Genomic DNA, 19875 nt, shown 5'->3' with positions numbered 1-19875 from the left:
GCTAGGCCAGCTCCTTCACCACTCGCACGCCGGTGCCGGTTTCGTCGAAAGCGATGGCGAAACCGCGCTTCTCGAACACCGAAATCATCGGCCGGTTGTCGGTCGTGGTCTGGGCGACAATCCGCTTCAGCTTCCAGCGCGAGGCAACCTCCATGCAGTAGTCCGTCAGGAGGCTGCCGAGCTCCTTCTTCTGCCAGGCGTCGGCGATAAGCACGGCGTACTCCACCTCCTCGTGATCGGGGTCGGCGATGAGACGGCCGATGCCGATGATCCGGCGCTCCCCGCCCTCGACGATTTCGGCGACAATGGCGATCTCGCGGTTGTAGTCGATGTAGCAGAAGCGGGTGGCGACGTCGTGCGAATTCCAGTGGAAGAAGTAGCGGAAGCGGGAGTAGATCGACTCTTTCGAACAGCTCGCGAGGAAAGCCAGCCAGAGCGGTTCGTCCTCGGGCTTGATCGGGCGGAGAGTAACCGTCGTGCCGTCGCGGAGCGTGGGGCGCGCGACGTACTTCTCCGGGTAGGGGCGCAGGGCGAGGTGGGAATAGGGCTCGGAGGACCGGCCGACGAGCGCGGGGTCGATGACGATGCGGGCGTCGAGCGCGACCACGTCGCGCGGGCTGACCAGCAGCGGGTTGATGTCGAGTTCGGCGATCTCGGGGAAATCGGCCGCGAGGTACGACAGGCGGATGAGGACTTCGAGAAGGCGGTCAACATTGGCCCTGGGGCGGCCGCGGTAGCCCTGGAGGAGCGGCCAGATCTTGAGGGATTCGAGCATGCGGCGGGCGAGCCGCTCGTTGAGCGGCGGAAAGCCAAGACTCCGGTCACCCAGCAGCTCGGCCGCCACCCCGCCCATCCCCGCCATCATCACCGTCCCGAACGTCGCATCCTTCTTGATCCCGAGAATCATCTCGAGACTGTCGCGCGGGTCGATCATCGGCTGGACTGTGACCCCCTCGATGCGCGCCCGCGGCGCCTTCTCCCCCACCGCGAGCATCATGTGGGCGAACGCGCTGCGCACCATGGCGTCGTCCTCGAGCCCGAGCGCCACCCCGCCGACGTCGGTTTTGTGCGTGATGTCGGGGGAGAGTATCTTGATGACGACGGGGTAGCCGAGTTCGCCGGCGATCCGCACCGCCTCGTCGGCGTCGGCGGCCGGCCGCGGACGCGCCGTGGGAATGCCGTAACCCTCGAGGAGGTCTTTCGAGACGGCCTCGGACAGGATCGGATGAGGGCCGCAGTGGCGGGCGACGAAATCGGCGCGCAGCCGCGCCCGGTCGAGCTCGAATTCGACCGGGAGATCTTTCGGGGTCTCGTACAGCGTCTGCAGGTTGCGGCCGTAGTCGACGAGGGTCATGAAGGCCCCCACCGCCTGCTCGGGCGTGCGGTAGGTGGCGACGCCGCTCTCGGTGAGAATCTGCATCCCCTCGCGCATGGAGGCGCCGCCGAGCCAGGCGGCGAGAACCGGCTTGGCCGTGCTCTCCGCGAGTTTGCCGACCACCCGGGCGGCGGCCGTGACGTTGGTCATCGCCTGCGGCGTGAGAATGACCAGCAGCGCCTCCACCGCCGGATCGGCGAGCACAATCTGGGCGGCCTTCTCGAGCCGTTTCGAGGTCGCGTCGCCGAGGATGTCGACCGGGTTGCCGTGCGACCACGAGGAGGGGAGCGCGGCGTTGAGCTGCGCCAGGGTGTCGTCGGAGAGCCGGGCGAGCGACCCCTTGGCCGCGATGAGGGCGTCGGCGGCGATCACGCCCGGGCCGCCGGCGTTGGTGACGATGCCCAGGTTGGGGCCGGTCGGAATGCGGTTGCGCCCGATGAGCTGCACGCAGTCGAAAATGTTGGCCAGGTGGTAGACGCGGGCGAGACCGATGCGCTGAAAGGCGGCGTCGTACACGGCGTCCTCCGAGGCGAGCGCCCCGGTGTGCGAGGCCGCGACCTGCGCCGATTCCGGAAAACGGCCGGCTTTGAAGGCAATGATCGGTTTCGTGCGCGCGAACGCGCGCGCGGCGGTCATGAAGCGCGGGGCCCGCGCAATCGACTCAATGTACAAAATGATCGAGCGGGTCGAATCGTCGGCGCCGAAATAATCAATGAGGTCGCCGAAATCAACGTCGATCGTGTTGCCGATCGACACGAAGTGGGAGAAACCGATCCGCCCCTCCATGGCCCAGTCGAGCACCGAGGTGCACAGCGCGCCCGACTGCGAGAGGAAAGCCACGTTGCCGGCCCGGGGCATCCCGCCGGCGAAACTGATGTTCAGGTTGCGCGAGGGGACAATGAGGCCGAGGCAGTTGGGACCGATGATGCGCATGCCGGGAAACTGCCGCCGGGCGGCCCGGATCTCCTGCTCCAGCGCCGCCCCCTCGGGGCCGGTCTCCTTGAAACCGGCGGAGAGGATGATGATGCCGAGGATGCCGGCCCGGCCGCATTCGAGCACGGCCGCGGGGACTTTCTCCGCCGGCGCGCAAATGACCGCGAGGTCGGGTGTGCGCGGGAGCGCCGCGACCGAGGGGTAGCACGGGATGCCCATGACCGCCTCGGAGTCCGGGTTCACGGGATAGACCACGCCGCGGTAACCGCCGGCGACGAGGTTGGCGAGGACTTTGCCGCCCACGGAATTGGGGTTGATCGTGACGCCGATGAGGGCGATGCGGCGGGGGTCAAAGAGGCGGTCGAGTTTATGTCTGTCCATTGTCATCTCCTGCACGGCAACGGGGATAATGTAGGACATTTCGGAGCGGCGTGGGGGAATTTTTGGGGGAGGGGGGCCGGGCGCCGCATCTGATGCGACAGCGCCGCGACTGCCCCCTGACAGGGTGCGGCCGGCGGACGCCGCGCCCCGCTCGTGCGCCTTCACTTGCCCCTCACATCCACAACTGCCGGTCGAGGGTCCGGTAGTGAATCGCCTCCGCGATGTGGCCAAGGTCGATGTGGTCGCTGTCGCCAAGATCGGCGATCGTCCGCGCGACTTTCAGAATGCGGTCATAGGCCCGGGCCGACAGCCCCTGGCGCGTGATCGCGGTCGCCAAGAGCGCCTGCGACTTGTCGTCGATCAGGCAGTACTTCCGGATATCCTTCGACTCCATGTGGGCGTTGCAGAAGATCCGTTTCTCCTCCTCGAACCGGGCAATCTGGCGCTGGCGGGCGCGGTTGACCCGGGCCCGGATGACAGTCGATTTCTCGCCGCAGGTCTCCGAGGAGAGGTCTTTGAAATTCACCGACGGGACGGTGATGTGGATGTCGATGCGGTCCATGAGCGGTCCCGAGATGCGCGCCATGTAGCGCTGAATCTCGCTCGAGGAGCAGTTGCACTCGTGGCTCGGGTCGCCGAAATAGCCGCAGGGGCAGGGGTTCATGGCGGCCACGAGCATGAACCCGGCCGGGTAGGTGATCGTGGTGCTCGCACGCGAGATAGTCACCTCGTTGTCCTCCATCGGCTGGCGCAGCATTTCGAGGATGTCTTTCTTGAATTCGGGGAGTTCATCGAGAAACAGCACGCCGTGGTGAGCGAGAGAGACTTCGCCCGGTTTGGGGACGGCTCCCCCGCCCACGAGACCGGCGTAGGAAATCGAATGGTGCGGCGAGCGAAACGGGCGGGTGGCGATGAGGGCGGCGCCGGTGGGCAGGCGGCCGGCGACCGAATGAATCTTGGTGGTCTCCAAGGCTTCTTCGATGGTGAGGTCGGGCAGGATGGTCGGTACGCGGCGCGCCAGCATGGTCTTGCCCGACCCGGGAGGGCCGATCATGATAATGTTGTGGCCGCCGGCCGCGGCCACCTCCAGGGCCCGCTTGGCCGCCTCCTGGCCCTTGACATCGGCAAAGTCGATCGCATACCGGTAGGCTTCGTTGAAGACCGACTCGATGTCGACCTTGAACGGGGCGATCGAGGACTCGTCCTCGAGGAAGGCGATGACGTCTTTGAGCGAATCGACCGGGTAGACGGGGACGCTGTCGGCCATGGCCGCCTCGCGGGCGTTGTCCTTGGGGACAATGATCCCTTTGATCCCGTTGCCGGTGTGGAAGTTCATGGCCATGGGGAGCACGCCGGGAACAGCGCGCAGCGCACCATCGAGCGAGAGCTCGCCGAGCATGACGTATTCGTCGAACCGGTCGCGGAGTATCTGGCCGGTGGCCGCGAAAATGCCGACCGCGATCGGCAGGTCGAAAGCAGAGCCTTCTTTCTTGATGTCGGCCGGGGCGAGATTGATCGTGACGCGCTTGGCGGGAAACACGAAATCGGAGTTCTTGATGGCTGAGGTGACGCGTTCTTTGGACTCGCGCACCGCGCCATCGGGCAGACCGACGGTGACAAAAGCGGGCAATTGCTGCTGAATGTCCGCCTCGACCTCGACCGTATAGGCGTCGACCCCGAAGGTTGATGCCGAGAAGATCTTGGCAAGCACTTCTGAATCCCTCCCCCGGCGCCGGGGCGCCGCTTCGTGGCGTCCCTGGGCTCTCAAGGGCGCGCCCAACAGGATCGAGTGTGCGTACCGGGCGCGCCGGACCAGGACAACGCTGGTTTAACCTGGGACAAGTTACATCATTATAGTGACATTATGCAGCAGGAGCAGTCGAAGAGAAATCACTTTTTTCGGCTCTGGTCGGGTGGACCGGAGTGGGCCCCGGCTGTCATTGAAGCCATGTGCGAACCGGGTAGCGCCCGCTCACCCGCGGCCGGGAAGGCGGGTGCGGCCCAGCCACTCGTAAAAGTCTGCCGGGGCGCGTGCCTGATGTGATGTTTACCGCAAGTACAGCAACAACATCCAGGCGGGGCGTCACCCAGTCCGGCCCCCCGGCCGCGCTTGTGGCGGCCCGCCGCTTGACGTGAGACGTGACGCCGTCAAAAAAAACGGCAGGCTCACCGCCTGCCGTCAAACTCGAAAAGGACCGCCATCTGTACGAATGCTGCTACGCTCCGGTACTCGGACATGCCACCCGCGTCAACATCAGAGTCTTCGTGACCTTCAACTGCGAGCCGCCGTCACTCGTCACCGTCTCAATGCACTCCAATTTCACGTCATTGCCCGGCCGATAGAGCTGAAACGTGCCTGTCGGCGATTCATCCGGATCACACGAGTCGCAGCCCGGTCCGATGAGCGGCCGATCATCGATCGGCTCAATTTGCACGCGGTCCGAGATGGAATAGAAAAAGCGACCCACGCAGAAACAGGCGATCTTGTTGTAGCCTTCCGCCAATGTGTCGGCATCCAAAAAGAACTTGGTTTCAGTGAAGGAAGCCGTGATCACCTGCTCCTTGGATACGACCACCTCGCTGCCGCTTTGGGAAACGTACGTGTACGTGCCGGTATAGCACCCTTCGATACTTGGCGGAGCTGGTAGGTAGTAATCGTCGCGGCAGGCCGTACCCATCATGACACCGACCACGGCAACCAGCAAGATGACCAGTAATCCAATGTTCTTCTTCATTGCGTCCTTTTCTCCTCCGTAACACCGTAACGGTTGGTCAATATACGCGGCCGGCCGAAACGGCACAACCCCAATCGTGCAATCTCTCCATTTTTTAGACGGCCGCCACATTCGCTGCGTTCAGCGCAATCGCACGTGTCGTCAACCGCCGGCCGGAGTCCGCGGAGGCGCAGAAATTGGCGCGGTGGGTGGCCGTGCCCCCAAAACCCGGTCGTGAATGATGGACCGGCCAAATCCGGTCGAGGTCTCACGCAGTAAATATTAAGTTATTTTATTACAGTTTATTACAGACGGCTCCATGGAGGAGAAGCGGAAAAACCCTCAATTTTCACACGCTCTCCCTTTGAATTCGTGTGGATAAGTGTTTGACAAACAAGGAGGGGTAGCCTATAATTTTGACGAGCGGGGTACGTGGAAGATTTAGAAGCTTGCCATGATGACCGTTGTCCGGGGATTTCCCCCTCTGTCCCTGAGCATGGCGCATGGTGGGCTTCTTTTTTTGGCCGGAGTCGGCCCGGTCGCCGGAGGCGAAGGGAACGGTGCAGCCCCGCCTCGCCATCGCACGACCTGACTTCGATCCCCCGGGGCCATAAAGAAGGCACGAGTCCGAGGACTCGTGCCGCCGTGTCTTTCACGCACGTGGCGCGCCCTTTCCCGGCGAACTAAGATCCGGTCGGGAAGGCGTTGAACGTATATATCTTCCAGCGATCGTTGACCACGTGAAGGCCGAACTTGGTTCGGTATCCCTTCGAAGCCTCCTTGTCGACAAACGTGACCTCGACGGTAGCGAGATCGTCCGCGGTCATCTCCACCTCGTTGACAATCCGCTGGTATGCGAACCAGCGTTCCTTGGTCTTGCCGCCGTCGGTGAGGTCCTCGAGGATTTGCTCCGGGCTGGTGAAGTGACGCGGCTCATCGGTCTGCAGGGCGTAATCTTCGTTGAGATTCTTCATCAGCTCGCCCAGGTCGAGCAGGTGGGCGAGGGTCGCCTTGTCGTTTTTCTCCATGGCTCCGAACATGGCGATGACGGCGGTTTTGGGGTCGGACGGTTTGCCCGAGCCGCAGCCGACCAGGGCGGCGGCGAGGCTCAGCAGGGCGGCCGAGAGAAGCAGGTGCACTCTCATGGTCAAATCCCCCCGGAAAAGGTGAAGCGGTGACTGTCGCCCAGCTCCGCCCCGGGAGCGAAGGCGTAGGATATGTGATAGGTTTTGATGTCGAAACCGACGCCGAGGCCGAGTCCGGCCCAGGAATCATCAGAGTCGCCCGTCCGGTAGTTCGAACCGAAACTGTTCCAGCCGATCCGCAGGTAGAGCGGCTTAAGCTCCACGTATTCCAGACCGAGGGCGATCGAGGGATCGTTGTCGACGGGGACAATGAGGTCGCCCGCGAGCGTAAGGGGAAGGCCGCGGGGGCGGAGGGCCGCACCGCCGCGGACCGTCAGCGGCAGCCGGTCCTTCTCGGTCCCCAGGCCGGAGAACTGGACCCCGAGGTGCTGGACGGCCAGGCCGACAATCAGCCGGTCCCGGTTGGTGCTGTAGCGGCCGCCCAGGTCGACGGCCGCGCCGGTGGCCGTGTAATTGTGCAGACTCTCGTAGATGAACTTAACGGTGGCGCCGAGCGCGAGACCGTACCGCGGCTGCACCGCGCCGCTCACGGCGAACAGAAGGTCGCCGCCGCTGAAGGTGCCGAGGACGGCGCCGGTCGGGTCGGTTTCGACGAAGTCGCCGTAGTTGAGGTACGACAGGTAGGCGCCGACCGCCTTGGTCAGGCCGATCGGGGCGATGTAGCCGACGAACCCGGACTGCATGTCGGCGAAGTAGCTGTGGTAGCCCCCGACAAAACGGCGCTGTTCGAAGCCGACGATGCCGGCCGGATTGTAGTAGAGGGCCGATTCATCATCGGCCAGCCCGGTGCCGGCGCCGCCCATGGCGACCGCCCGGGCGCCCACGTCGATTTTCAGAAACGAGAAGGCGCTCGTGCCGGCTCGCGAATTGGCCTCACCGGCAGCCGCGCCGGCGGCCGACAGAAGCAGCGCGACCGCACAACCTGCGGCCGCGAGGTACAGGGTTCGCGTCATTGGTGCCATCCTTCCAGAGCGATGATACGGTTCCGCGCCGCGGCTGTCAACAGCAATAGGGCGCGCCCGGCCAAAGGCCGGCGGACGCCCGGGGCGATGCGGCGCCGGCGGGCCCCGGGAGGGTCCCCCGGGAGCAGCCCGGCGCAAACGGGAGGAGCGGGCCTACGCCCGGTCCGGTTCTTATACTCCCCAGCCGCGGAAAGAATCCGGCGCTCCGCCGCCGATCACGCCCTCACCAGCTCTTCGTGGTGCGGTTGAGGATTGCCTGGACGAGGTTCTGAATCGCCTTCCGCTGTGCATCCTCCTCCGTCTCGGTGGCGGGATCGTAGATGCCGATCTGGCTCATGCGCTCTTTCCAGATCTCGGAATTGTCCTTCGGATTGACGAGGGCGATGTCGAAATCCATGGTCACGCGGTACGACTGCACGGCGTCGCCGGAGGTGTACTGATAGGGGGCGCGCGTGTAGCTCACCAGCGTGCCGGCGAGCACGGCGTCGGCGGCATCCTCGGGCGCCACCGCCAGCGTGCCGTCGGCAATGAAGGCGTCGATGACGCCATCGGTGATCTGATCGGTCAGCGCGAGCTCGACCGTCTGGTTTTCAAACCGGGAGACGGCGATGGTTTTGATCGAAGATTTCCCCGCCGGGTTAAATGTGTACACGCCGCAGGAAAGCCCCAAGCCTGTGAGAAACAGGGCCGCGGCAACCGACCGATACGCCTGGCGATGCATGATCGTTCTCTCCTCGCGCGGGCCGCTCATTGGCTCACGACCACTTTTCCGTTCTTGATCACCCGGGAGACGAGATTGACCGCATAGTGGTAAGGAAGCTCCCGGTAGTCGTTCATGTCCCAGATCACCAGATCGGCGCGCAGGCCAGGGACGAGGCGGCCGAGAGTCGCGGCCCGGTCGACGGCGCAGGCGGCGTTGACCGTCACCGCGGCCAGCGCCTCGGCGGCCGTCATCTTCAACTGGAGCGCCGCCAGCGACACGATGAAGGGGAGCGACTCGGTGCAGCTTGAACCCGGGTTGCAGTCGGTCGAGAGTGCGACCGTCACGCCGCCCTCGATCATCTTCCGCGCCGGGGCATAGGACGAGGCGAGGGAGAAGGAAGTTCCGGGCAGCAGGACCGCCACCGTGCCGGCGGCGGCCAGGGCCTTGATCCCCCGTTCGGATACATGGACGAGGTGGTCGGCCGAGACCGCGCCCATGGCGGCGGCCAGCTCGGCGCCGCCCAGCGGCTTGATCTCATCGGCGTGGAATTTCAGCTTCAGCCCGGCCTCCTTGGCGGCCTGCTGAATGCGGCGCGAATCCTCGATCTCGAACACGCCGACCTCGGTGAAGATGTCGGAGAATTCGGCCAGTTTGGCCGCGGCCACCGCCGGGATCATTTCGCCGACGAGCAGGTCCACATACTCGCTCCGACGCTCGCGGTATTCATCGGGGACTTCGTGCGCGCCGAGGAACGTCGGTATCAGATCGATCGGGCACTGCTGGTCGACCTCGCGGATAATCTCGAGCTGGCGGAGCTCGGACTCGGTCGAAAGGCCGTACCCGGACTTGGCCTCAATCGTTGTCATGCCGTAGCGGAGCATCCGGGCGACACGCCTCCGCGTCTGTTCGAGCAGGACCGCGCGGTCGGCGGAGCGGAGGTCGCGGACGGAGGCGCGGATGCCGCCGCCGGCCGCGGCGATCTCCATGTAGGTCTTCCCCTCGATGCGCATTTCGAACTCCTTCTCGCGCGTCATGGAGAAGACCGGGTGGGTGTGGGGATCGATGAGGCCGGGGGTGACGACCGCCCCTTTGGCGTCGATGACGGTGCAGTTTTCGGCGAGCCGGGTGTGGCGTTCGATGTCGTCGGATGGGCCGACGGCGACGATCTCATCGCCGGCGGCGGCGATCGCGCCGTGCGCGATCAGCCCGATGTCGCGGAGAGCGGGGCCGAGGCGGGGGACCGGGCCGGCCATCGTGATCACCTGGCCGGCGTTTTTGACCAAAAGGGTGGCTTTCTTGTTCGGCGGCAACGTGCGTCTGTCCTTCGGTTTCTCGTCGTCCGGTTCGGTCTACGGCCCGAATATACACAACCGCCGCGCCCGCGCTAATACAATTTGACAAGCGGGGTCGGCGCGCGGCATACTGCGCCCGGGTCGGGGCTCGGCGTCCGGAGAAACCGGGCGGGGCGCGACCCGCCGCGCGGCCGCACCGCGTCGCCGACCATTCACAGGCAGGGTACCATGCCGGCGTCCGACAGCACCGGTCTTCCGGTCATCCGCACTTACCTGAGCGCGCTTGTGGTGTTCTTCCTGCTGCGCCTCGGGTTTCTCGCCTGGCACGCGGCGCTTTTCCGCGGCGCGGCGGGGACGGAACTGGCGCGGGCCTTTCTCGGCGGGGCGGTGATCGATTCCTCGGTGACCGCGTGCACCCTCCTGGCGGCGTGGCTGATCGCGCTGGCGGCGCTCGCCGCGGGCCGCACCGCCGCGCGGCGCGTCTTCCTCGGCCTGTGCGCGATTCTGTTCGGCCTCTACTTCTTCATCAATCTGGCCGATATCGCCTACTTTGACATGTTCGACTCCCGCCTGAACGTCCTCGTTTTCGAAAACCTGGACCAGATGGCGCCGATTCTGCAGACGATCGCCTCCGGGTGGTCGGTCGTGATTGTCACGATCGTGTGGCTGGCGGTCCTGACCGCTTTCATCCTGGCGCTGCGCGCCCGCTCTCGGGTCGGCGGGTATTCCCGCCGAGGGGCGCGCCGGGTCATCTCGGGGATCACCGTCGGACTGCTTCTCGCCGCCCTCACCTTCCTGTGGGTGGGCGAACCCTTCTGGCGGCTCGGCTTATTCTCCTCCGGCAACCAGGCGCTCACCCAGCTCTCGCTGAACGGCGTGTACACGCTCCTCAAAGCCTACCATCAGAAGCGGATCTGGGAGCGCGACTTCGGGGACATCGACTATGCCTTCGGGCCTCCGGAGGAGGCGCTGCAGAGGGTGCGTCGGGAGATTATCGGCGACGATGAGGCGGCGAGCGAGGGAAGATTTCCGTTCGCCCGGGAACTTCGCCGGCCCGCGCCCCTCGCCGTGGCCAAACCCAACATCGTGATCATTCTCATGGAAGGGTTCACCGCCAGCGGGGTGGGAGCGCTCTGTCCCGGCGGGATCGGCGACTCGCCCGGGTTCGACCGCCTGGCGCACGAGGGAATTCTCTTTACGAACTTCTATGGCGCCGGCACCAGGACGCACCACGGTCTGGTCAGCACGGTGGCCTCGTTCCCCTCGCTCTTGGAGTTGTTCCTCACGCGGCGGCGGGGGACGGAGTCGTTCTCGACGCTGGGGACGCTGCTGCGCGCCTACGGATACCGGACGAGTTTCTTCTACGGCTACGATGCCGGGTTCGACCACATGGGTTTCTTCATGCGGCAGGGAGGGTTCGATCTGATCGTCGATCAAAGGGACTTCGCCGCGCCCCGCTTCGTCGGCAAGTGGGGCGTCTCCGATGAGGACCTGTTCGCCAAAGTTAGTGCGTACCTGTCCGGCCAGGCCGAGGGGGAGCCGGTGCTGAGCGTGGTTATGACGTCGTCCAACCACACGCCGCACGATATTCCCCCGGAGTTCGCGGCCGCGCGGCCGCAGTATGCCGGAGACCGGGCCCGGGCCGCCTTCGCCTACTCCGACTACGCCCTCGCGCGGTTTTTGGACGGAGAACGTGACAAGCCCTATTTTCGCCGCACGATCTTCGTGATCGTCGCCGATCACGGGGAGATTCGGGACCGAGCCGACCGCTATTTCAAGCGCTTTCAGATTCCCTGCCTGCTCTACGCGCCGGGGTTGATTCCGGGAGGCCGGACCGTGTCGACCGTGGGCAGCCAGGCGGACATCGCCACGACGCTCATGCACCTGATCGGCTACCCCCGGCCCTTCCACTTCCTCGGCCGCGATCTCCTGGCGCTTCCCGAAGACCGGGGATTCGCCGTCATGCGGAACAACAGCGTGCTGTATTACCGCAAAGGCGGCCGCGTTCTGGTCCGGGACATCCGCGACACGGCCTCCGTCCTCTATCCTCTGGATTCTGAAGGGCGGATGATGCAGGAACGGCCATACCGCGACGACAGTCTGCAACAGGCGCTGAACCGCGACCTGGAGGCCTACCTGCAGAGTCTGTACCTGCTGTTCACGACGGGGCGGCACCGCTGCCCCGAATCGTGAGCGCGGCGCCGTCCGGGCGGACCGGCGCCCCGTCCCCGCGGCTATTTCCGCGTCCGCATGGGGATCTTGATCTTGTGCGCCCGCGCCGCTTTGATCGCCTCCGCGTAGCCGGCGTCGGCGTGGCGGATGATGCCGCTGCCGGGGTCGTTGGTGAGGACACGCTGGAGGCGTGCGGCCATCATTTTGGTCCCGTCGGCGACAATGACCTGACCGGCGTGGATGGCGTTGCCCATCCCCACGCCGCCGCCGTGGTGGATTGACACCCACGAGGCGCCGGAGGCGGTGTTGAGCAGGGCGTTCAGCAGCGGCCAGTCGGCGATCGCGTCGGAACCGTCCTTCATCCCCTCGGTCTCGCGGTAGGGCGAAGCGACCGAGCCGGTGTCGAGATGGTCGCGGCCGATCACGACCGGAGCCGAAATCTTCCCCTTCCTGATGTAATCGTTGAGCACCTCGCCGAAGCGGGCGCGCTCGCCGTAGCCGAGCCAGCAGATGCGCGCCGGGAGACCCTGGAACGGGATACGCTTTCGGGCCAGGTCGATCCAGCGCATGAGCGGCGCGTTGGAGCTGAAATTCGACTTCACAATCCGGTCGGTGACGTCGATATCCGCGGGCTTGCCGGAGAGCGCCGCCCAGCGGAACGGACCCTTGCCCTCGCAAAACAGCGGGCGGATATAGGCCGGGACAAATCCGGGGTAGGAGAAAGCGTTTTTCAGCCCCCCCTTCTCCGCCTGGCCGCGGAGGTTGTTGCCGTAGTCAAAGACAATCGCGCCATCCTCGTGGTAGCGGACCATGGCCTCGCAGTGCTTGACCATCGACCGGTAGGACCGCTTGATGTAGTCGGCCGGGTTCTTCCGGCGCAGCGCGGCCGCCTCGGCCGGGGTCAGACCCTCGGGGATGTAGCCGTTGAGCTCGTCGTGGGCCGAGGTCTGATCGGTAATCATATCGGGGTAGACGCCCAGGCGGTGGAGCTGCGAGAAGACGGTGGCGGCGTTGGCGACCAGGCCGATCGAAATGGGCTGCGCCCCCGCCTGAGTGTGCGTCTCGATCAGCTTGAGCGCCTCGTCGAGCGTGCGCACTTTGACGTCGCAGAAACCCTGCTTGACCCGGCGGTCGATGCGGGTCTCGTCGACCTCGACCACGAGGATTGTGGCGCCGGCCATGGTCGCGGCCAGCGGCTGGGCCCCGCCCATCCCCCCCATCCCGCCGGTGAGAATCCACCGCCCGGCGAGGTCGCCGCCGAAGTGCTTCCGGGCGGCGGCCATGAACGTCTCGTAGGTTCCCTGAATGATCCCCTGGCTGCCGATGTAGATCCAGCTGCCGGCGGTCATCTGGCCGTACATGATGAGACCGAGGGCGTCGAGTTTGCGAAAATAGTCCCAGGTGGCCCAGGCGGGGACGAGGTTCGAGTTGGCCAGCAGCACGCGGGGAGCGTAGTCGTGAGTGCGGAAGATACCCACCGGTTTGCCGGACTGCACGAGCAGGGTCTCGTCGTTCTCGAGCGTCCGCAGCGACTTCAGAATGGCGCGGAATGAGTCCCAGTTGCGGGCGGCTTTGCCCATCCCGCCGTACACGATCAGTTCCCCCGGTTTCTCGGCGACCTCGGGGTCGAGGTTGTTCTGGATCATGCGGAAGGCGGCTTCCTGGTGCCAGCCTTTGCAGTGCAGCCGGTTGCCTCGGGGGGCGCGGATGGTTTTATCGGGCATGGTCGATCTCCTTGGGTCAGGCCGTCATGATACACCAATATAGGACACGGCGAAGCAGGGGGCAAGGGGGGCGGCCACGGATATGGATTGTGCGCGCGGTGATCGCATAGTACATTGAGAACAGCGCCGGCGGCGGCGCCGCCGGCAACCGGGGTAATGCACATGACAAGTCGAAACGGCCCGGAGATCGAGTCGCTCTTCTCAAACCCGGGGGACCATCGCCGGTTGCACTACCGGGGAGGCCTTGACAAAATCGGTCGCTGGACCGACGGCCTGCTGGTCACCGAGGACGGGAGGGTCTCGTTCCCGGTCGAGGATGGAATCCCGCGGTTTCATCTTGGCGATGGAAACGGGTGGGATGACGAGGCGCTCCGGGAGGCCGAGTTCCGGCGGCGCGGCGTCAAACCCGACCGGTTGATCGAGCGCAACTACGACTACATGGTGAACCAGTGGCCGGACCACGAGGTCTACCTCCCCTGGCTGAGGTCGATCGCGGCCAGCCGGGGGCCGATTGTGGAGCTGGCGGTGGGACCCGGAGGGGGGGCGGCGATGGTGGTGCTCGACCTGAATCCGCACGCGCATTACCTGATGAACGATATCGGCCTGTGGCCCCTGCGGCAGTGGCAGCAGTTCGCGCGCACCGCGGCGCGCTGGCCCAACCTGCGGTTTGCGCAGTTTGACGCCGCCGAGATGCCGTTCGCCTCGCGAACGGTCGCGGCGGTGGTGAGCATGGCGGGAATCTCGAATATCGGCCGCCAGTTCGAGGCGATCCGCGAGGCCTTCCGGGTGTTGCGGCCAGGGGGATGGTTCTATGCGGTGGAGGTGCTCCCCGACCATAAGCTCACCGATAAGTGCCCGCCCGAGATGGTGGCGAAGTTGAAGGAGCTGTTCCCGGCGATGGAGCGCGGGTTTCGGGAGGTGCTGGCCGGGATCGGGTTTGCCCCGGTGCGGATTCGCCCGATGGGCAAGCGGCCGCTGGTGCCGGGCGAGGGGGGGCTGGCGGACTTCTGCAAACGACACGAGGTAGTTATCCATTTGCGATTCCTGAGGATACGGGCAAGAAAGCGGTAGGGGGACGGGGCCTTGGGAAGTATCCAGCGAGGGCCGGTGGAAAAAAACACTCGGCCAGGTCTCTTATGGCGCGTCCAATCAGTCATAAAAATGTAGAAAAAGTGGTGACGGTGGATTAGGAAAAACCGAGGCGTCGGAAACGGAAAATATTAAGTACAATTATTATAGCTACTTAAGCGCTCATATCCTAATCAGCAAAAATTATGCTGGATTAAACGTTTGAGTTTGGTATATTTGATTATGGTCACGCTCGAATCGGACGATCTCACCAAGTTCTACCGCAAGCGAGCGGTTGTTCGGGGAGTCTCAATCGAAGTCAAGCAGGGGGAGGTGGTTGGGCTTCTGGGACCGAACGGGGCGGGCAAAACCACGACTTTCTACATGATTATCGGGTTTATCCGTCCGGACGGAGGCAAAGTCGTATTGGGCGGCAAGAATATCGGGCGGCTGCCGATGTACAAGCGGGCGCGGCGGGGGATCGGGTATCTTGCGCAGGAAGCGTCCGTTTTCCGCAAGCTCACGGTCGAGGAGAATATCCTGGCGATTCTCCAGTTCCAGGGGCTGGGGCGCAAAGACCGGCGGCGGCGGCTGGAAGAGCTGCTCGCCGAGCTGGATATCACGCACCTGCGCAAGCACAAGGCGTACACGCTGTCGGGCGGGGAGCGGCGGCGGGTGGAGATCACGCGGGCGCTCGTGAACCGGCCGAAATTCATGCTCCTGGACGAACCGTTCGCCGGCATCGACCCGATTGCCGTGGAGGACATTCAGAGTATTATCGCCCGGCTGGTCGAACGCGGGCTCGGAGTGCTCATCACGGACCACAACGTCCGGGAGACGCTCTCGATCTGCGACCGGGCCTACATAATGTGCGACGGAACGATCCTGAAAGCGGGGACAGCTGACTTTCTGGCGAATGATCCGGAAGCGCGGAAGATCTACCTGGGAGAGAAGTTCCGATTGAACTGAGAGCATCCTGCCGGGTCGGACCGCCAACCGACCGTCTGTCTAATAAATGAACGAACGGCCGCCCGGTCGTAAACACCCGCCCGATCGATTCCGATACACCTAGCAGAGAGGCACAGACCGCACCGTCGGATGGTTTGCATGATAACGGGTTACTGGCAATGAAGCTCAATGTCGGATTGTCCCAGAGGCAGACGCTCAGGCAGTCGCTGGTGATGGCGCCGCAGCTGATCCAGTCGCTGAAAATGCTGCAGATGCCGGCGCTCAAACTCGAGCAGAAGATCCGCCAGGAACTGGCGATCAACCCGATGCTTGAGGAGGTCGAGGAGCTCGAGGCCGAACAGGACGTCGAGGTCGAACAGGAAGCCGAGTTCGACGTCGCCGAGCCGGAGCGCGCCGAGGAGAAGGCCGAAGTGGACTGGGACCAGTACCTCTTTGACGACGAGGAGGGGTACAAGGTCCGGGAAACCCGGGAGTCGGATGAGGACCGCTTCGAGGGAACGGCCGCGGCTTCGGCCAACCTCTACGACCACCTCAACGAACAGCTCATGCTCCTGAAACTCTCCGAGGAAGAGCAGTTGATCGGGGAGTACATTATCGGGAACGTCGCGCCCGACGGTTACCTGAGCATCAGCGTCCCGGAGATGGCCAAAGAGCTGAAGACGGAGGCGCAGAAGATCCAGGCGGTGCTGGAGATGATCCAGCGCTTTGACCCGACCGGGGTGGCCGCCCGGGATCTTCGGGAGTGCCTGCTCATCCAGCTTCGGGAGAAGGCGCTGGAGGGGACGCTCGCGTGGCGGATTGTCGACGAGCACATCAATGAGCTGGACCGGAAGTCGATCCTCCAGGTGGCCAAGATGATGAACGTGCCGGTGGAGCGGGCGCAGGCGGCCATGGAGACGATCCGGTCGCTCTCGCCGAAACCGGCCCAGGGACGGTTCGATCCGGCGGCCATGCCGGTGGTGCCGGACCTCATTGTCGAGCGGATCGGCGACGAGTTCGTGGTCTACCACAACGACAGCCACATCCCCCGGCTGCAGATCAACTCCGGCTACAAGAGCCTCATGCGGCGGGGGCGGGGCGCCTCCCCGGAAACACGCGAGTACATCAAGCAGAAACTCGAGCAGGCGCGCTGGCTGCTCAATGCGATCAACCAGCGGCGGTCCACCATGATCCGGGTGATGGAGGCGATCGTGGAGCGCCAGCGGGAGTTTTTCGAGCGCGGCCAGGCTTTCCTCCGGCCCCTCATCATGGAAGACGTCGCCCAGATGGTGAGCATGAATGTCGCCACCATCAGCCGGGTATCCAACGGCAAGTACGTGCAGACGCCCCTCGGCGTGTACGAGATCAAATACTTCTTCAACTCGGGCATCCAGCGCGAGAACGGCGATGAGATGTCGAAACGCTCGGTCAAGCAGCGGATCGAGGAGATCATCGCCGCCGAGCCGCCCGACAAGCCCCTGTCGGACCAGGAAATCTACCGCATTCTGAACACCGAGGGGATAAAGCTTGCCCGGCGTACGGTGACCAAGTATCGTGAAGAGTTGAAGATCCAGCCGGCCCGCCTGCGCAAACGGGTGGGCTGAGCGAACGACCCGGCCTGTTTCCGCGGGCGCCCGCAGCGACGCCCGCCGAGAGAGAGTCCATCGGATGGATCAGTCAAGTGCAGTCGCCACCGTCGGCAGCGGCCGCTGCCGAACCTCTCTGTCGCCACAACCGTATCAACTAGTGAGGAGTGCGTGTCCGGACCCCGGTCCGGCTGGCTGCGCCTGCCCCGGGCAGGCCGTCATACATGGAGCCGCGAGAACATTTCCTGTCGCGTCTGTTGGGAAAGGAGCGAGCGTATGTTGAAAAAGGTAACCGCCCGTCACTTTGACCTCACCCCGGAAATCAGAGCGAAGGCCGAGGCCGAAATGGACGGCCTCACCCGCTTTTTTGACAACATCGTCTCGGCCGAGATGGTGCTCGACGCCGAGCGCCACCGGCGCGTCGCCGAACTCAAAGTCAACGTCTTCAACAACCTCATTCAGGGGCGGGGGGAGACCGACGACATGTACAACTCCATCGACCTGGCCGTCGACAAGGTCAAGGGGCAGCTGAAGAAGTACAAGGGGAAACTCAAACACCGCAAACCGGAGGAAGTCGCCGAGGTGAAAGAGTCGCTCACGCGGCCGACCACCGATGTCGACGACGTGGAAATGTAGGCTGCGATCACAGCCGGAAGATTCTGAAGACCCGCCCCGCCAGGGGCGGGTCTTTTTTGCCGGGGCTGCCCGGTGACGGCGGGCCGGTCGAGCCGAAACGGGGCGGCCAAGGCCGAGTCTCCCGTTCGCACAGGCGCGATTTCTCCGGATCAACAGCAGGCCGCGTGACGGACCCAGGTCCGAAGGCTAGCGCCCCGGCGATGTGCTTGCGGCGCTCTCTTCCGCCAGGCGCCAGTTCATCGCCGCTTCGTGATTGAGTCGGGCGACGTCGGTGTCCGAGAGGCGGGCGGCGCCGTCGAGCGGGAGAAATTCAAAATCGGTGTGCTCGGCCAGGCGGCCGTCGCGCGCGAGGCGGGCGACGACAGCGTCGAGGCGGTCGGCGACAGTCGCCGCAGACAGGGAGGTGTCGATGCGGCAGAAGAGCTGCGGTTTCCCGCCGCGGAACAACTCACCGGCGTAGGCCAGCAGCGTGATCGCGTACTCGGCCGGCGTCAATCCGAGTTCTTCGGCGATCTCTGCGGCCATGGCAGCGCGAGCCATCTCCTCCAGCGTTTTCCATTTCACCCCGTAGTCGACCGAACCCGCGGCCGACGGGCCTACCGACCCGGTCAACGAGGCGAGGTGGGCGGCCCGGCGCACCACCAGGACGCGGCGGGTGCGGTCCGGCTCTTCGGTGACGAGCAGCCCGCAGACGCCCAGCCCGGCGGGGAGGCGGAGGCCGCGGGCGTGATGGTACTCGCGCAGCGTGCCGCCGGCTGGGGAGAAAACGCTGTTGGGCAAGTCGAGCGCGAAGCAGGCGCCGGCGAAGAGGCCGTAGTCGCAGGGCTGAAGCACAAGACGGGGGGAGGGGGAGTCGAAATGCTCCTCGGCGACCGCGGCAATCATCGGGCCCCGGTGCAGACGCCCCTCGGCGCGCAACTGGGTCTCGATGCGGCGGGCGAACGAGGCCGCGAGCGGATCATCCAGCCGGAACGGTGTTTCCCGGTACGCGAGGGCGACCCGGCCGGGATCGACGGCTTCGGGGCCGAAGAAGCGCCGGATATCGCGGTAACCGGAGTCGTGCGCGCGGTCGACCCCCACCGAGCGGGCGCGTCGTTCGGCCTCGGAACCGCAGCGGCGGCTGAGAAAAGCGCGGAACGCATCGTAGTCCAGATACCGCATCATCCGGTTCCTCTCAGTTCAGGAAGAGAATGGCGACGCCGATCACGGCGACGATGGCGCCGAGCCAGGCGCGCAGCGAGGGCCGCTCCCGGTAGATGATGATCAGGAGCGGCAGGATCATGACCGGCGACATGGAATTGAGCGTCGAAGCGACGCCCGCCTCGATGTAGCGCACCGCCAGCAGCGACATCCACACGCCGAGGAAGGGTCCGAAGACCGCGCCGCCGAGGGTGAATTTCATGGCGCGCAGGTGGCGCGCCGCCTTCACGGTGGCGGGGATCTGCCCGCGCAGGCCGGAGATGAGCCAGATGGCGACGAGCGAGACGCCCATGCGGACGGCCGAGGCCTCGATCGGCTCGACCGCGCCGCCGGCGTGCACCATCCCCTGCTTGGCCATCACTAGCCCGACCGCCTGCCCCAGAGCGGCGCCGACGCCCAGCAACAGACCAGTGAAGAGCGAACCGGCGTCGGGGTGGCTCTCGCCGATGTCGTTCGGGACAATCTTCTTGAACCGGCGTTCCGAGATCACCCAGACAATCCCCGCGATCGTGACCACGATGCCGAGGATATCGAGCCAGTTGAGCCGCTCGTCGAGGAAGATCCACGCGACGACGGTGGTCCATATCGGAGTGGTGGCGTACATGAGCGTGGTCAGACGCGGCCCGATCATCACGAGCGCCTTGAAGCCGCAGCTGTCGCCGAACACCAGGCCGACCAATCCCGAAAGACCGAGCCAGAACAACTGCCGTGAGTTGATATCCTGGGGAAAGGGCAAGCCGGTGAGAATGGTCAGCAGCGATGCGTAGATGACGGCGGCGAAAACGAGCCGGATGTTGTTGACCTTGAACGAGCCGATGAGCTTGCCCCCCTCGGCGAACAAGATCGAGGTGATCGCCCAGAGGGCGGAGGTGGCCAGACCGGCAATTTCACCCACGTACGGCATCGGGCGAATATAGGGGAGGGCGGTTTCTCCGGCAAACACTGTTGTCGGCGGCAGTGTGTCCGCCGGTGCATAACAAGCACCTGGGTTCATACCGAGGGCGGCCCGCGCACTTCGTCAAGTATCTGCAAGATA

At 64.8% G+C, this 19875-nt stretch carries 15 protein-coding genes; 5 read left to right on the top strand and 10 right to left on the bottom strand.

Annotated elements, in window-relative coordinates; genetic code table 11:
* Window position 1: 1 nt before the first annotated feature.
* From KA261_05270 to KA261_05240, 7 genes are all read right to left on the bottom strand, one after another.
* Window positions 2–2689 carry a GNAT family N-acetyltransferase gene (locus tag KA261_05270; protein ID MBP7697201.1) on the bottom strand — a complete coding sequence of 896 codons (2688 nt, stop codon included), beginning with the start codon at window positions 2687–2689 and terminating at the stop codon, window positions 2–4.
* Window positions 2690–2861: 172 nt separating this feature from the next.
* Window positions 2862–4400, bottom strand: coding sequence for a YifB family Mg chelatase-like AAA ATPase (locus tag KA261_05265; GenBank protein MBP7697200.1), 1539 nt, complete (start codon window positions 4398–4400; stop codon window positions 2862–2864).
* A gap of 505 nt (window positions 4401–4905) precedes the next feature.
* Window positions 4906–5424: a hypothetical protein gene (locus KA261_05260; protein MBP7697199.1), complete on the bottom strand. Its 519-nt coding sequence runs from the start codon at window positions 5422–5424 to the stop codon at window positions 4906–4908.
* Between the two features lie 662 nt (window positions 5425–6086).
* On the bottom strand, window positions 6087–6548 hold the full coding sequence (locus tag KA261_05255) for a hypothetical protein (GenBank protein MBP7697198.1): 462 nt from the start codon (window positions 6546–6548) through the stop codon (window positions 6087–6089).
* A 2-nt stretch (window positions 6549–6550) separates the two neighbouring features.
* Window positions 6551–7501: a PorV/PorQ family protein gene (locus tag KA261_05250; protein ID MBP7697197.1), complete on the bottom strand. Its 951-nt coding sequence runs from the start codon at window positions 7499–7501 to the stop codon at window positions 6551–6553.
* A 232-nt stretch (window positions 7502–7733) separates the two neighbouring features.
* A complete protein-coding gene (locus tag KA261_05245; GenBank protein MBP7697196.1) occupies window positions 7734–8231 on the bottom strand; it encodes an LptE family protein in 498 nt (165 codons plus the stop codon).
* Between the two features lie 26 nt (window positions 8232–8257).
* Window positions 8258–9466: an imidazolonepropionase gene (locus KA261_05240; GenBank protein ID MBP7697195.1), complete on the bottom strand. Its 1209-nt coding sequence runs from the start codon at window positions 9464–9466 to the stop codon at window positions 8258–8260.
* 267 nt (window positions 9467–9733) lie between these two features.
* Between KA261_05240 and KA261_05235 the strand changes: the two genes are divergently transcribed.
* Window positions 9734–11698 carry an LTA synthase family protein gene (locus KA261_05235; GenBank protein ID MBP7697194.1) on the top strand — a complete coding sequence of 655 codons (1965 nt, stop codon included), beginning with the start codon at window positions 9734–9736 and terminating at the stop codon, window positions 11696–11698.
* Between the two features lie 41 nt (window positions 11699–11739).
* On the opposite strand, the gene hutU is transcribed toward KA261_05235, so the two are convergent.
* On the bottom strand, window positions 11740–13401 hold the full coding sequence (gene hutU / locus KA261_05230) for a urocanate hydratase (GenBank protein MBP7697193.1): 1662 nt from the start codon (window positions 13399–13401) through the stop codon (window positions 11740–11742).
* A 162-nt stretch (window positions 13402–13563) separates the two neighbouring features.
* On the opposite strand from hutU, the gene KA261_05225 reads away from it, so the two are divergent.
* The 4 genes from KA261_05225 to raiA all read left to right on the top strand — a co-directional run bounded on the left by KA261_05225 (window position 13564) and on the right by raiA (window position 17639).
* Window positions 13564–14472, top strand: coding sequence for a class I SAM-dependent methyltransferase (locus tag KA261_05225; protein ID MBP7697192.1), 909 nt, complete (start codon window positions 13564–13566; stop codon window positions 14470–14472).
* A 240-nt stretch (window positions 14473–14712) separates the two neighbouring features.
* Window positions 14713–15438: an LPS export ABC transporter ATP-binding protein gene (gene lptB / locus KA261_05220; GenBank protein ID MBP7697191.1), complete on the top strand. Its 726-nt coding sequence runs from the start codon at window positions 14713–14715 to the stop codon at window positions 15436–15438.
* A 158-nt stretch (window positions 15439–15596) separates the two neighbouring features.
* A complete protein-coding gene (gene rpoN / locus KA261_05215) occupies window positions 15597–17021 on the top strand; it encodes an RNA polymerase factor sigma-54 (GenBank protein ID MBP7697190.1) in 1425 nt (474 codons plus the stop codon).
* Between the two features lie 258 nt (window positions 17022–17279).
* Window positions 17280–17639: a ribosome-associated translation inhibitor RaiA gene (raiA, locus tag KA261_05210; GenBank protein ID MBP7697189.1), complete on the top strand. Its 360-nt coding sequence runs from the start codon at window positions 17280–17282 to the stop codon at window positions 17637–17639.
* A gap of 186 nt (window positions 17640–17825) precedes the next feature.
* Here raiA and KA261_05205 read toward each other — a convergent pair whose 3' ends face one another.
* Together KA261_05205 and KA261_05200 are read right to left on the bottom strand one after the other, a co-directional pair.
* Window positions 17826–18800: a hypothetical protein gene (locus tag KA261_05205; GenBank protein ID MBP7697188.1), complete on the bottom strand. Its 975-nt coding sequence runs from the start codon at window positions 18798–18800 to the stop codon at window positions 17826–17828.
* Between the two features lie 13 nt (window positions 18801–18813).
* Window positions 18814–19734 (bottom strand): DMT family transporter, encoded by a 921-nt coding sequence (locus KA261_05200; protein MBP7697187.1) that lies wholly within the window; start codon window positions 19732–19734, stop codon window positions 18814–18816.
* Between the last annotated feature and the right edge of the window lie 141 nt (window positions 19735–19875).

The sequence above is a fragment of the Candidatus Zixiibacteriota bacterium genome, assembly GCA_017999435.1.
Taxonomy (GTDB): domain Bacteria; phylum Zixibacteria; class MSB-5A5; order GN15; family FEB-12; genus JAGNLV01.
The sequence above is the reverse complement of the archived record's forward strand: the minus strand, read 5'-3'. Positions and strand labels throughout refer to the sequence as shown.